Source organism: Anabaena sp. UHCC 0399 (genome assembly GCF_034931465.1).
Taxonomy (GTDB): Bacteria; Cyanobacteriota; Cyanobacteriia; order Cyanobacteriales; family Nostocaceae; genus Trichormus; species Trichormus minutissimus.
In genome coordinates this window covers 22,545-37,523 of the sequence record NZ_JAYGGZ010000028.1, presented here as the reverse complement: position 1 = coordinate 37,523, position 14,979 = coordinate 22,545, and the positions used below count along the sequence as shown (strand labels likewise).

Genomic DNA, 14,979 nt, shown 5'->3' with positions numbered 1-14,979 from the left:
TCTTTTATTAGCAATCATTTTTTGATCTTTATCTTGCATTTCTAAAAGTTCTGGAACAGTTACAAAGCTATAGCCTTGGTTGCGAAACTTGGCAATGATTCCAGGTAAAGCCTGTACAGTTTGGGAACGATCCCCACCACCATCGTGCATTAGCACAATTCCACCAGGTTTTGCCGATCTAAAAACATTATTAATTAAATTTGGGACTCTAGGCTGCGAGTAATCAATTGAGTCAGAAGACCACATAATAATGGCGTATTTACTATTTCTTGCGTAATTAGCCACCCCATTGGTCATGATTCCTCCAGGTGGTCGAAACAAATTTGTTTTTACACCAGCGACTTTATAAATCAGGTCTGTTGTATTAGCTACTTCATAAGCAGCTACCTGGGCATTCATGAAATGATACCGATGATGCCAAGTGTGATTACCAATTACATGACCTTCAGCAGCTACGCGCTTAAGTAGGTCTGGATAATTCTTGATATTTTGCCCAACAACGAAAAATGTCCCTTTGATGTTGTTTTGTTTGAGGATATCTAGCACTTGTGCTGTAGATTCAGGCCAAGGCCCATCATCAAAAGTCAAGGCAATCACTTTTTGACCCTGACTGAGTTGTGCTGACTTAATAGTTGCTCCTTGAAAGTGTGGCGACAAAGCATAAGAAAAACCCTTAACCTGTGCCTGTTGTTGCCAACTTGTCAGCATGATTTCTTTTAATCCTTCAATGCGCCTCTGAGTTCCTATTTTGGCAGCAGGCACAGGTAGAGTATTGGCATTTAGGCTTTGTCTAATTTGAGCATCTGAAGTATTTGGTTTAACCAACATCATCAAACCAACACTCAAACTTACACTTAAAGCAAACAGCGCAACTAATATTCCTTGCGGCCATAGCAACTGCTTGTTGTTTTCCACTTCCTAGCTCCTCCAAGGTTCTAACCATCAATCACCTTAAAGTGGTGATTTTTAACACAACACAATACCAATATGTAGATACTCAGGTAATTTTGAATAATCCTGAAACTTTGAATACAGATTTACAGAAATCTAAAAATTAAATTCTAGCTGTCTTAGCTGCCAATTTACGCAATAGCATCCGAATTTGGATACTTAATCCATATAGTCTCTTGAGAATTGTTGAGCCTGTTGAAAACTAGCTAGATTAACTCATGAAGAATAAAACCTTTAATTTTTGTTCCTTTAGTTTTGGTAATTAATCTGTGTGTTTTAATAACTTTTTATACATTTAACCTAGAAGTATAATTCCGTATAGGCAAAATAAGCATCATACCTTAACATATGTCTTCAACATAAAATGAGATATTTATGTTATTTATTCTCGTGAAATTAGTATTGTTATGCTAGAACATCTAGTAGACTCCCAAGAATAATGAGCATTTTAATATTTAATAGGATTGCAACCAATTTAAGAAAAAATTAAATTTTTAGTTGTCTGAATGCCCAATTTGATTCCAGATCAAACATATAGACTGCACTCTTCTGGGGATAGTTTCTCATGGAAAAGACTTTTGCATTAGTTAATCCATATACTTTTTCATCCTTTTTGTAAAAGTATGTTATTAAATATTTAATTTTGTCTATGAAGATAGGTAACTGAGATATTCAATAGTCAGTCGTTTAACAAATTATGTGGGAAATCTCTAATTAATGTAAGCTATTACATTATTAATATTAAAATTACATATATACTGTTACCGTATAATTACTGAAATTCACTGGCTGAAAGTTTAAAGTTTGAATCATAAAAACATTATCTAGACTGTTTTATATGCGTCCATTCCGAGAAAAAGAATGGCTCTTAAGCTTGTGCGTGTTATCTATACTGCTGTGGCTAATATGCTTGGGTAACTCACCCTTACGTGATTGGGATGAAGCAACAATAGCACAAGTTGCCCGTGAAATTTGGCGATCGCCCCTTGGTTCTATGGGTTGGCTTTATCCAACTTTGGTAGGAGAACCGTATCATAACAAACCACCCTTGATACATTTACTGATAGCTTGGGCTTATTCTTTAGGTGGTGTCAATGAATGGACAACACGTTTACCTGGTGCAGTATTAACGGCTTTAGGCGTACCTTTGCTTTTCTCACTGGGAAGATTAATTTTCCCAGCTAAGTTACCAGCTTTATTTGCTGCCTTAGTTTACATGACAATGTTGCCTGTGGTACGTCATGGAAGGTTGGCAATGCTGGATGGTGCGCTAGTTACTTTTTTCTTACTAGTGCTGTTTTGTCTATTCAAAGCACGTAAAAACCCACGCTATGCTTTAGGTGTGGGGTTTGGTTTAGGACTGATTGCACTCACTAAAGGAATGATAGTTTTACTATTGGGGGGAATTATCTGTTTATTTCTCTTAGTGAATAAACAATTAAGTTTGTGGAAAAATCCTTATTTATGGATAGGAATATTATTAGGAATAATACCTGCGATCGCTTGGTATATTGCGCAATGGCAGCATTATGGCGATAGTTTTTTACAAATCAATTTGCAATCACAAACTTTCGACAGACTCACACAAACTGTAGATGGTAATACTGGACGTCCTTGGTACTATTTAATTGAGATACTCAAATATGGTTTTCCCTGGCTATTATTTTTACCTGGAGGGTTTTATCTAGCTGGGAAACAGCGTCATACTACTTGGGGGTGTTTGGTGCTTGTAGGCACAGTAGTATATTTAGTAACTATTTCTCTAATGAAAACAAAACTCCCCTGGTATGTGATACCTGTGTATCCATTTTTAGCTTTAGCAGTTGGTGCAGAACTCAGCGAAGTTTGGGAAAATCGACATATTCAAGGCAGAATTTGGACGGTAATATTTGTTTTGTTGTCTATTGCAGGTGTAGGAGGTTGCGTTTACTTCGCCATAGCTGATCCTCAGCCTGTGTTAATAGTGATGAGTATTGTTCTAGCTATCAGTATGGGTATTGTCGCATGGTTGGTGAGTAGAGGCGATCGCAATTTTATTCCAGTTTTATTCGCTGGGATGTATCTAGTTTTAGCAATGTTGATGAGTTCACAATCTTGGATTTGGGAATTAAACGAAGCTTTCCCAGTTAAACCAGTGGCTGCATTAATTCGTGCCAATGTTTTACCACAAACAAAAATTTATACTTCTTTTGCTTATAGCCGCCCTAGTTTAGATTTTTACTGCGATTGCCAAGTTATTGCAGCATCTTCATCAACTCTAAAACAAATGTGGGCGGATAAATCTTATTTACTTTTAGACAACGCAACTTTGCAAACAATCAATTTACCTAATTCCCAAATTCTTGGTAATTCTGAAGAATTTACCTTGATTTATCCTAAAAGCTGATCAATAATTATTGCTTAATAAATAAATAGACTTTATCTTTTTGATATGTCAGCTTAAATGAAGCACTATTTTGAATTTTTTGAACTAAACTAGGATAAAATTCCGATTTTTGTTCTAAATTAAATAAATCTAAAAGTATATATTTAAAATTTAAATTACTGTCTTGAAAAGATTCTAATGTCGAGCTATCTATAAGTTTAATTATCTGACGCTGGCTTAAATGTGGGGCGATTTTTGCTGTTGTTAAAACACCTTCGGTAGTTGTAACTAAACTCACGGCAGTATGGAGAGAGTTGAGATTTGGCAGGCTTGTAAGATAACGCGTGATAAAAAACTCATACTTAGCCAATGCCAAAAAAGCAATCATAGACCAAATAATTAAATAACGTGGTTTCAACCAATACCTTTTTTGTTCTTGTTGGTACTGCTTAATTGAGTAAACTAGCCACACAATAATAAAGGGGAAAATTGCCAATGAATAATGGTGAATTAAATCTCGCTGCGCCCAATAATCAGAAAGAATATTAAGTAGTAGCATTGGTAAAGCCGGCACAATTGTTATTGTTTTTTGCCAATGCAATCCAATGATCACTGGCAAGATAAGCAGAAAATAATAAAATATGGTTTCAGGGAAAAAGAACTTACCTAAAATTAATCCAGGGTTAGTAATAATATTCCAAAGAATTTGTGTAGGGGTATCACCAAGAGAACCAAAAAATACAACCCCACCTGCTTGACCACCTCGTAGCATGGGAACAAGATAACTAATTGTGGTTAAATACCAAATTACCCCAGTAAAGATACATCCAAGTCCATACCAACGACGGAGCGGAACTAAAAATAGCCAAATGCCTAAAGCAACTATGGTTAAACTCAAAATATCTTTGCAAATTAAAACGAAAACTACGGCTAAAATTAACTGCCAAGTGCGTCCACCGATTCCTGCCCACATTGCCCATAATAATGCCGGAACTGCGATCGCCTCTGGACGGAAATCAGTAAAAAAGTTGATATTAAATAAAGCCGGATACAGTAAGTAAGAAAGACAAACTGCTCGTGTATAAGCAACAGATAAGCCAGCTTGTACACTTAAAGCGTATATAGGTAATACTCCAACTGCCAGGGCGATCGCCTGAATGGCAAATAGCCAATGTACGTCAGGATGAATCTTGTATAGCAGTGAGATCGCATACAAAATAAAAGCCGCATGATCTCCTATGAGATGAAATCCAAAAAATGATGAAATGGGTGGTAGCCCTTGACTAGCTAGATATACCCATTGATCAAAGACAGCTAAATCCAAAGCTGTTGATTGAAATAAAGCGTGTCTGAGACTGCTAGCCGTAAATAGAATTAAGGTACTCACGCCAATCATCCAAGCAACAGACCTTAACTTATGTAGTTGTTTTTCCATGCACCCAAAAACCGATATTTTTACGAAGTTGTGGAGAGAATGAGGCAGCTAATCAATCCTCATCTTGCTTGTATCTAATTGAATACCTTTGATGGCAAAAAAATGTCAACCCACCCATTGTTCTTGAGCAAATCCCACAGCTAACTTGCCAAGTAATGCTACGAATAAACCCAAGATGAAAGATCCCAAACGAGGATGGCGAGATACTAACATACCGATTGCTACACTCAAAGGCACTATGCCGTAAGCAAGACGGCTTAAGGATATAGTACCTCCAGAGGCTAACAGCAATCCGACACCACAAAAACCATAGATGACAGTGACTGGGGTGAGTTGTTGACGGCAACACCACAAAAGATAACTACCACCCAAAACCATCAAAGCATTAAGTAATTGATTGATTAAATCTATATTTGCCCAGATCAGCAACAATAAAACTAAAGCATAAAAGCCGTAGACTATCTTTGCAGAGGTCAGAGATTTACGGAAGTAGTATAAACAATAACCGCCCCCAGTAATTACACTAAAAATTAGGGGATGCCAAGGATCGTTAATAAAGCCCGATGAATTTTCTACCCAGCCAAAATGCCAATTTTTAGCCCCTACGGCAATTTGCATCAGCATATTTAACCAACCCTGCCAATCAAATCCCAAAGAAGGCCGCCAGCCGCGTTGGGCAGCGATAAAGGCTAGAGGGTCGTGAAATCGTATGGCACAGTAGAGACTAAATAATAATACACCTGTGGCAGTGGACAAGCTAGCAATATATGCGATCGCACCTCTACGTTCTTTGACTGATGCGATAATTAATGCGGGTATCAAAGCTAACCCTGTAGGACGTGTAGCCGTTGCCATTGCGCCCCAAAGTGCCATCCAGCGATATTGTTTTTGATCAAAAGCCCGTAAGGTGGCTGTGCTTAAAAATAAATATAATCCCTCAGTATAAACTACTCCAGTAAACATTGAGGCTGGATAGCAACAAAGCACAGCAGTACCCCACTGAGCAATTTTTGTGCCGTAACACTCTTTTAGCCATAAGTGCAAATAGTAAAGGGCTGCCAAAAATGCCAAGTTATTGATCACAAGTCCTGCGACTTCAAAGGATAAGCCTAGCTTCATTAACACCCTGATGCTGAAGGGAAAAAGGGGAAAGAAAGCTAAGTTATGTTGTTTGCCATCATTGATAAATTCATATCCAGTAGTGGCGATCGCTCGATAATGTATGCCATCCCAAGCGTCAAAAATTCCCCAGTGCCAATTGGATGATGCAGACAGGTTTGGTGTAACCAATAACATGGTAGTCCAGATAATTACTCGACTGAGAAACCACATCCCTACGGGAAAGAAACTATTATTTTTCCCTAAAACTTTTCTGAGCAATATCTGAACTGTCACCATGAGCTTGTCTGAATATATTGTTTTACCTATGTTGGCAATACCTTGATGTAAAATACTACACTGAAATGGATTAAAATTAGCAGTAAATTTTCTATACTCTCAAGTTTGCTCATTTTAAGGATTAACTATTATAAATTTAGTCTAATATTATACTAAATTTATAGTTGCTTTCTAGTAAATATACTTCCCAAAAAGCAGTATGGATTATGGCGATCGCTGTTCTGAATGAGTCCCCAGCAATTTATAGTGAGAGTTATCTGTACATCCTTAAGCAATTGTGAAAGCTATAACTCTTGTTGGTTCTACCGGCTCAATTGGTACTCAGACTTTAGATATCGTCACTCAGTACCCAGATCAGTTTCGGATTGTGGGGTTGGCGGCTGGGAGCAATGTAGAAATGCTAGCGGCTCAAATTCGGCAATTCCGACCAAGTATAGCAGCGATTTCCGCCGCAGAAAAATTGCCAGCACTCCAAGAAGCTTTGAAAGACCTTGATCCCCAACCAATTTTACTTGGTGGCGAAGCCGGTGTCATTGAAGTCGCTCGCTATGGTGATGCCGAAACCGTTGTTACAGGTATTGTGGGTTGTGCGGGTTTGCTACCAACAATTGCCGCCATTGAAGCTGGTAAAGATATTGCCTTAGCAAATAAAGAAACTCTCATCGCCGGTGGGCCTGTAGTCTTACCCCTAGTTGAAAAGCACGGTGTCAAATTACTCCCGGCTGATTCCGAGCATTCGGCTATCTTTCAGTGTCTCCAAGGTGTTCCTAAAGGTGGCTTGCGACGGATTTTACTCACAGCTTCTGGAGGCGCATTTCGGGATTGGGATGTAGCCAGGTTAGCAGAGGTGACAGTTGCTGATGCTCTCAAGCATCCTAACTGGTCAATGGGACGTAAAATCACTGTTGATTCTGCCACTTTGATGAATAAAGGGTTGGAAGTAATCGAAGCTCATTTCTTGTTTGGCTTAGATTATGAAGATATCGATATTGTTATCCATCCCCAAAGCATCATCCACTCACTAATTGAGCTACAAGATACTTCGGTACTAGCACAATTGGGCTGGCCAGATATGCGTTTACCCCTACTTTATGCGATGTCTTGGCCAGAACGTATTTATACTAACTGGGAAAGACTAGATTTAGTCAAAGCGGGAAATCTTACTTTCCGCGAACCAGACCATCAAAAGTATCCTTGTATGCGGTTAGCTTATGCTGCTGGTAAAGCTGGCGGTTCTATGCCTGCGGTGTTAAATGCTGCTAATGAGCAGGTAGTGGCTTTATTCCTAGAAGAGAAAATTACATTTTTAGATATTCCTCGGTGTATTGAATCGGTGTGCGATCGCCATCAAAATGATAACTGTGCAAATCCTGCTTTAGATGACATTTTGGCAGCAGATCAATGGGCAAGACAAGAAGTGTTAACCGCGACTAAAAATTTAGCTGCCAACCCGCGTATAATTTCGGTCAGCTAAATCACTAGCAAAAAATTCGGATACCAATGTTTTTACTGTTTTTAAACTGGTAGCTATACATACGCCAGGCTGTAATACTATGATCGGTAATCAGGCAAAATAATGGGTTATGCAATAAGTAGAACGGGTAAATAATTAAAGGTTTGTAGTAAGAACTTTAGTTCTCTCTGCGTTCTCTCCGTTCCCTGCGGGACGCTACGCCAACGCATAGCGTGTCGTAGACAGACGTTCGGCGAACAAAAAAGGACTAAAGTCCTTACTACGAGACGCTACGCGAATACTACGAACTCAATTCTAGTTTTTTACATTACTTAACATAGTTTGGTTTTTTCAAGTTGTTCTACTTATAACCTTTTTATCAATTGGTAACTGTCTGGGTATTGTCGTTATAGCGTATTAGATTTGGCAAAAAATATAGAGGATGGTGATTAAATCACACCACCCTCAAATTTTTTCATATCTGTTAATTCATAATTTTTCTATATAATTACTAAAAAATAAAAATATTTTAGTAATTATGTCTAAACATCTGCTTTTATTCCGGAATGGCAGTGTCTGCTTACTGTATAATTATTAGGCGGTGATTACTCCAAATTTTACTTATTAAATAATACCCACTATAGCTAAAAATAACACATTGCTGAAAATTTGTGCAAGTAATGGTGATGACTCAAGTTTGTAGTGTTTGCGTAGCTTCTGTCTGTGATACGCTATGCGTAACCCTCCGGGGTTCGCGGTAGCAAAGCAAGCTGCGTGCTAGCGTCCCGTAGGCAACAATTTACTAAACACTTAGAACTTACTAAAAACCTTGTAAAAACATTCAATCTACAGAATTAAACATATATGATTCCTACCTTAATTTTAGCTTGGATCGTATTTATCATAGTTTGGAAGGTATTAAAAGCAACTATTACTAATGCCTTAACTATTGCAGCAATTCTCATTTTATTGAATATTGGTTTTGGCATTACGCCGCAAGACATATGGAATCAGATTATGAATTTTGCTCAAACGGTATCACAAATTAACATCGGCAAGTAGAGATATTAATTATTAACATCTCTACCGCATAATATTTTTGTCTTGATCAGTTATTCTTGGGTGCCGTAATTTTAGCGAAAGCATCCTGAACACTTGCGGGTAACTGACGCATAATCTTCCCTCTTTCTCGATCTAAACCCACTAAGGTGACTTTGGCAGTAGCATATAATTCCTGCCTATCAATGGAAACGATCGCATAATCCCAATTGATGCGGACACCTGTCACTTCCGCCATACGAGTTTTTACCAACACCTCCATACCTAAAGGAATAGAACGGTGATAGCGGATAGAAAGGTCTACAACTGGTAAATCACAGCCCAAAGCTACTAAATCAGCAAAATCAATACCTATCGAACGCAAACATTCTACCCGTGCTTCTTCCATCCAAGTTAGATAAGTACCGTGCCAAACAATACCAGCATAATCAGTGTGATGGGGTTGAACTCTTACAGGATATGTAAACCAAGTATTGAATTCACTAATTGAGGGGAGTTCAATCGCACTAGTGGGTGGGAGTTGTGCTTGGCTAGATTGTTCTTTAGACATCTTCAATTTTCTCAATCACTAGGTTTTTTCGATATCTGGAATAGCATAAAAAAGTATTGAATTATAATATTAATTCCAATGATTAGCATTCACGCTCCCCAATCAAAGGAGTGTTTTTTTATGCAAACTAATCTCCAGTATTTTAAAATTGTAGCTTTACCGTTGCTTCTCCTGCTGAGTTGTGGGAGATTAGAACCAAACAATCAACGGGTCACTATTAATGCTCAGGTAAAATCTAACGACAAGGACAAATATTTTATTGAGCAATTAAATATACAAGCGATCGCCCAATTTCAGCAAGACCAGTTACCGGATGCAATAGCAAAGCTACAGCAAGCTTTAAGCAGCAGTAGAACCACAAAATCACCCTTTTGGGAAGCTGTCACCCTCAATAATATCGGTAGAGTTCATCAACATCAAGGTGAGTATTCCCTAGCACTGCAAGCTTATCTGCAAGCTGTAGTGATTAATCGAGAAATTGGCGATAGGGTGCAGTTGGGCAAAACTTACAGCAATATTGGTCAGTTATTTAAAGCCCAACAACAACCAGAGTTAGCAATTTTTTTCTACAAGCATTGTTTGATCAACCGTGAGTTGGCACGCTTGCAACCATCTGTTTTTTCTTTACCACAACCAGATGCTTATAGTATCACTGTGGCTCAGACATACCGACTTTTGGGTGAAAACTTGCTCAAACAAGGACGTGTAACCGAAGCACAAAGGGCAATTGATTTACTCAAAGTTGAGGAACTGCAAGAATATCTCCAGAATGTTCCCGGTAATCAACGCACCGCTAAAGGTATTAATATTGTTCCCGGAGAAACAGCAGTTAAACAAAAACTAGAGCAAACTTTAGATAATGCAGTAGAACTGGGCAAAGAATTAAACACATTAAGAAAAATAACACCCCAAGCGCGATCGCCACAACAAAAGCAACGCCTCCAGGAGTTGGTGACACAGCAGCAGCAACAACTAGAGGACTTTAACACATTTCTGACTAGTCCAGCTATCACCGCACAACTACAACAAATCAGCCGGACTGCTAGACAGCAAAATTTAGATTTAGAGAGTATTAACGCCCTTAGAGATGATTTAGCCCGATTACCGCAAAAATCTGCAATTATCTATCCCTTAGTTCTCAAAGATAGTTTGGAATTGGTGCTAGTCACACCAGAATCACCGCCAATTCATCGCACAGTAGCGGTTAGTGATGAAAAACTCAATCAAACTATTACAGCTTTCCGTCAAGCCTTAACAAATCCTAGTCGGGATATTAAAACACCCGCACGCCAATTGCATAACTGGCTGATCAAACCCCTAGAAACAGAACTTAAACAGGCGGGAACACAAACCATACTCTATGCACCCGATGGTAAGTTACGCTATGTTCCTTTATCGGCCTTGCATAACGGCAAACAATGGTTAGTTGAAGGGTTCAATGTTAATCACATTACCGCCGCCAGCCTGACTAGCTTGAACACGCCGCGACAACAAGATTTACGGATTTTAGCGGGTGCTTTTACTCAAGGTAACTATCAAGTAGCCTTGGGTAATCGCCACGTAGCTCTTTCCGGTTTACCATTTGCAGGTATAGAAGTCAAAACTTTAGCGTCTACCTTTCCCCAAACTAAGACCCTTTTAGATCAAGCTTTTAGTCCCGAAGTTACAGTACCGCAAATGGATGACTACACAATTGTCCATTTGGCGACTCATGCGGCGTTTGTTGTGGGGAAGCCGGAAGATTCATTTATTTTATTTGGCAATGGCGATCGCGTGAATCTCACCAATATTGCTACTTGGTCATTACCCAGGGTGGATTTAGTCGTGTTGAGTGCCTGCGAAACTGGCTTAGGCGGTAAGTTAGGCAACGGTCAGGAAATTTTAGGTTTCGGCTACCAAATCCAGAGAACGGGTGCTAAATCTGCTATTGCATCACTCTGGACTGTAGATGATGGTGGTACACAAGTTCTTATGAGTGCCTTTTATGATCAACTAGCTAGAGGCGATATCACAAAAACTACAGCCTTACAAAAAGCCCAAATAGCCCTAATTAAAGGTGATTTTCCGGCAAATAATAAAGCTATTTCAGCCCCTAACACTGGTAGCTTGAATCACCCATACTATTGGGCATCTTTTATTTTGATTGGTAATGGCTTGTAAAAGAATTCGTAATTCGTAATTCGTAACTAATAGGACTTACGCACAAATTACGGAATAAAGAACCACAGAGACGCAGAGAACACAGAGAAATAAGGGTTTGAAAGAGTTTTTGCGTAAGTCCTGACTAAAAGAACTAACTCTGGGACTGTTATGGCGCGGCAGAAATAAAGCTACTAGCTACTAGCTAAAATAGCCCATAAGCATATAAATAAAGCTTTTTACTTTTTTGTCCTGGAGAGTAGGTAAATTATGAATTACGCTAGATTCTGCACTCAAAATTCAGACACAGCACAGCATTTAGCTAATTAATTGCTATCAAGCCACAAACCAATAATTTTCAAGCAGAATTTTATCGATTCTCAACGTGAGCATCGATTATTGGAGATGAATTGTAGTTACACTAAGAGAACAAGTATTTTTAGCCTCTTTTTGCTAAAACCTTACTACCACCAATAATTTGTGTAGGTTGCTTCACAATATCGGCTAGTTCTTGCAACTGGTTAATAGCTTCCGCACCTTCTAATTTCATCAATTCGCGATCGTCCCGCATCTCTGTCCAGGTGATCCCATAGTCGGATACTAAAAACCGAATCAGGTGATTATTTCCCAAGCTAACCATAAATGAAGCACTGTTCATTTGGTCGCCGCAGGTGTAACAAGATGCAGGATATCCCCGCCGTTCTAGTACAATTGCCAAGGCTTGTAGGTTCATTACCAAGTCTTGAACGAATTGCCGATGTTGATGTGCTAGTCTTAGAAACACTTTTGCCCTCCAGACACCACGGTCATTTGAGTCTCTTTTATATTTTCTTTAGATTTTCTCATCCATTGGTATTGTAAACTATTCATTACAATTACCAGATGATTATAAGATAGTTAATTAGCTACCTTGGCTTAGGTTAAGAGAAAACAGCATCTGTTGCCGTATCAAACTATTCACTTTGCAAGTTAAGGTTAGCAGGCAGAATTGGTAAAATTAATACTATCTTTACAAAGCTCCGTCTGTTTAGTTTGTTACTGGCAGCGTAGGCGTAGCCCGCCGCAGGCATCGCTCTAAGGTTAACCTAAGTTTGGCATTAGTCAACCACAGAAAAAGCACTGATTGCCATTCATTAGCTTTTTACATGCAATCCCAGTAATGATAACGTCAACAAAGCCATTATGAGCTTTGGTTGGTTGTAAACGTTACAAATCTCCTATAGATATGAGGCTAGAGAAAGGAGAAAACAGGAAAGATGTTTTCTTGTGTGATTGTTCCCATGGCACTCTAGCTCTATGACCTCATGTGTACATCTGGCATGAAATCCAACATCAGATTTATTTATACTTCCAAATTTCAGTAGGCAAATTTTCCATTAACTCTGTTAGCCAATCATATGGGAGAGTTGAAGTTAGTCACTCTAACGATGGTTATAAATAAATATCAGTGTCAATAGAGCGAGCTTGAAAAATCAAGTAAACTCCCTGATACGCAGAGGTTTTAGCTAATTTAATAACTTAGACCAAATCAGTTATCAGTTACCAGGGGTATCGGCGTAGGCTTAGACCCAAAGATTTAACTGATAACTGATAACTGATAACTGTTCACTGTTAAACTACTTGCCACCAGCCAAACGCCGGCCCAATAAAACGGATAGTCACCCAGATGAAAACTATAATGCCAATACAGAACCAAGTGCCGCGAGTCGTCCACTCCATAAATAGTTCTGCTTGCTTTTTGGTTATAGGAACCCAAGACAAGATACGAGCCTCTTGAGCATATTCTTCTTTTAGTGCTTCTTTGCGACGCTTTGCTTCACCCATAATCAGAAATCCACAATTCGGTGCAGGTTCTCAGTCAATATCAATAGGTATTTTACCGTTACTACGAAACAGATGAACTTCACATTGCTCAACAGTAACTATCTAAACAGAATTGTCTTCATTACCTTGAGCAAACAAACTTGGATCTAGATAGTTCAGACGTGCCAACGGACTCAGGGCGGCGAGAATTTGAGAACCATAGCTACGGTTGACTACACGACTATCTAGTAAAGCCACAACCCCTTGGCTTTCGCGTACAGGCGCAACTGCCCGTTGTAATTCATTCAATGCGGTGGGTAAGAGAAATAACCGAAACCAATCTTGATGCGATCGCTTGTAGTAAGCTACCCTACCAGCCACCAGGGGATTCTCTAAAGATGGTAGGGGTAAAGTTGCAATAATTAACAATTGGGGTGCAGGCAACACAGCTTGATGTTCTCGCCAAAACTCCCACCCACTCACCAAAATACCATTATCATCCAAACAAGTTTTTTCCACCTGTACCCGTGAACCAAACTCGGCGGCGAGAATTGCTCCAGATTGCGCCTTGAGTGGTACATCTCCCACCAATAAAACCGTCAATCCTGGGGCTGTGGCACTCAGACAAAGAAGTGTCCGCACTTTATGAATAAATGCCGCTTGAAATTCTGGTGTATTGGGGAGAGGTAGCTTATAAGGAATATGCAGTTGAATGGCTTCTGATTGGCTATCAGAGGCGAACTTCAAGCAAGTTACATCATCTAACCCCAAGCGTTGCCGAAACAGAGGTGCTTCGGTTTCTGGCTCTAAAGCACTACCAACTAATACCACGGGTTGCCTTTGCCAAATGGGGGCGAGAATACTGCCTAATTCCATTGGCGCGTAGTGTAAAGAAAATAAACCTTGGCGACGGGCAATAGTTGACCAAAAAAGTGGCGGGGATGAAGTAATGGGGAGATTGGCAGAATTATCGTTGAGTTTTGAGAACTGCTGACAAAATTCTTTCCAGACGGTTGGTATACCCTCAACAGATTCTAAAACTCCACAGAGACGAGTTAAGATATCCGCTTCTGATTGAGCAATCAAATAACATTCGTAGGGATTAGCCGGATGCTGGAATATTTCGTGGGTGAGTTCCGCCCGTGCAGTCCGAACTGCATCAGCTTCACGAGGACAAGCAAGGATGAGTTGATCCCAGTCTTGGGGTTGAATGGTTTGGGTAAGCTGATGACGTACCCAATCTTCCAAATCATCGACACCATCAATAATTGTCGGAATGCCTGGGGGAAAGTCATCACTAGATGTTAGTTGACCTTTTAACCAAGCTTCTGGGGAGGTGAGAAGTAGCCCTTGGAACTCAGGATCAGGCCAAGCGTCACCTGTTCTGATTGGTTTGTTAACTTGCAGCCATTGCTGTAGACGGGGAATTTCCACTCGCAGTAGACGTTGCTGTACTGCTTCAGTAGCCACAATAATTACAGACCCGTGCCACATTAAAGCAGAGGCAATAAAACTAGTGCGATACCGCCCTTGGTAGCCACAAACCGCCCCTACTTGAATTAAAGCACTCCGGCCTACGCGCAAGGCGCGTGCTACCAACCGAGCCATCGTCAAATGATGGGGCCAGGAAGGGAAACCCGCCTGCGATCGCAGGAAGTTATGTAATGACAAATGAACTTCTGCCTCAATCACACGCTTTTAATCCCATACAAAGTGACTGTTTGAGCCAATAGCCCCACTTCTATTATGTTGTCAGTTGTGGGTTGTTAGTTCCTCTGCCTGCTACTGACTGCTAACAATGGTTAATACTCACCGACTATCATCCT

General features: G+C 39.8%; 11 protein-coding genes. 4 read left to right on the top strand and 7 right to left on the bottom strand.

The window, feature by feature from the left end; all coding sequences use genetic code 11:
- A partial coding sequence (locus tag VB693_RS16175; RefSeq protein WP_323267156.1) for a polysaccharide deacetylase family protein occupies nucleotides 1-915 on the bottom strand: 915 nt, incomplete at its 3' end.
- Nucleotides 916-1,789: 874 nt separating this feature from the next.
- Here VB693_RS16175 and VB693_RS16170 point away from each other — a divergent pair.
- Nucleotides 1,790-3,337, top strand: a complete 1,548-nt coding sequence (locus VB693_RS16170; protein ID WP_323267155.1) for a glycosyltransferase family 39 protein — start codon at nucleotides 1,790-1,792, stop codon at nucleotides 3,335-3,337.
- A gap of 7 nt (nucleotides 3,338-3,344) precedes the next feature.
- Here the strand turns inward: VB693_RS16170 and VB693_RS16165 are convergent, their stop codons facing one another.
- Nucleotides 3,345-4,751, bottom strand: coding sequence for a DUF2079 domain-containing protein (locus VB693_RS16165; RefSeq protein ID WP_323267154.1), 1,407 nt, complete (start codon nucleotides 4,749-4,751; stop codon nucleotides 3,345-3,347).
- A 105-nt stretch (nucleotides 4,752-4,856) separates the two neighbouring features.
- Entirely contained in the window at nucleotides 4,857-6,149 is a 1,293-nt protein-coding gene (locus VB693_RS16160) for a mannosyltransferase family protein (protein ID WP_323267153.1), read from the bottom strand.
- Nucleotides 6,150-6,426: 277 nt separating this feature from the next.
- Between VB693_RS16160 and dxr the strand changes: the two genes are divergently transcribed.
- Nucleotides 6,427-7,623, top strand: a complete 1,197-nt coding sequence (gene dxr / locus VB693_RS16155; protein ID WP_323267152.1) for a 1-deoxy-D-xylulose-5-phosphate reductoisomerase — start codon at nucleotides 6,427-6,429, stop codon at nucleotides 7,621-7,623.
- Nucleotides 7,624-8,466: 843 nt separating this feature from the next.
- Nucleotides 8,467-8,664 carry a hypothetical protein gene (locus VB693_RS16150; RefSeq protein ID WP_323267151.1) on the top strand — a complete coding sequence of 66 codons (198 nt, stop codon included), beginning with the start codon at nucleotides 8,467-8,469 and terminating at the stop codon, nucleotides 8,662-8,664.
- Nucleotides 8,665-8,710: 46 nt separating this feature from the next.
- On the opposite strand, the gene VB693_RS16145 is transcribed toward VB693_RS16150, so the two are convergent.
- A complete protein-coding gene (locus VB693_RS16145; RefSeq protein ID WP_323267150.1) occupies nucleotides 8,711-9,211 on the bottom strand; it encodes a thioesterase family protein in 501 nt (166 codons plus the stop codon).
- 120 nt (nucleotides 9,212-9,331) lie between these two features.
- Between VB693_RS16145 and VB693_RS16140 the strand changes: the two genes are divergently transcribed.
- Nucleotides 9,332-11,371, top strand: a complete 2,040-nt coding sequence (locus VB693_RS16140) for a CHAT domain-containing protein (RefSeq protein ID WP_323267149.1) — start codon at nucleotides 9,332-9,334, stop codon at nucleotides 11,369-11,371.
- 418 nt (nucleotides 11,372-11,789) lie between these two features.
- Here the strand turns inward: VB693_RS16140 and VB693_RS16135 are convergent, their stop codons facing one another.
- From VB693_RS16135 to VB693_RS16125, 3 genes are all read right to left on the bottom strand, one after another.
- Nucleotides 11,790-12,134 carry a DUF1815 family protein gene (locus VB693_RS16135; RefSeq protein WP_323267148.1) on the bottom strand — a complete coding sequence of 115 codons (345 nt, stop codon included), beginning with the start codon at nucleotides 12,132-12,134 and terminating at the stop codon, nucleotides 11,790-11,792.
- A gap of 827 nt (nucleotides 12,135-12,961) precedes the next feature.
- Entirely contained in the window at nucleotides 12,962-13,174 is a 213-nt protein-coding gene (locus VB693_RS16130) for a DUF2839 domain-containing protein (protein WP_190702065.1), read from the bottom strand.
- A gap of 102 nt (nucleotides 13,175-13,276) precedes the next feature.
- The gene (locus VB693_RS16125) at nucleotides 13,277-14,845 is read right to left on the bottom strand and encodes an ATP-dependent DNA helicase (protein ID WP_323267147.1); all 1,569 of its coding nucleotides are present in this window, start codon (nucleotides 14,843-14,845) and stop codon (nucleotides 13,277-13,279) included.
- Between the last annotated feature and the right edge of the window lie 134 nt (nucleotides 14,846-14,979).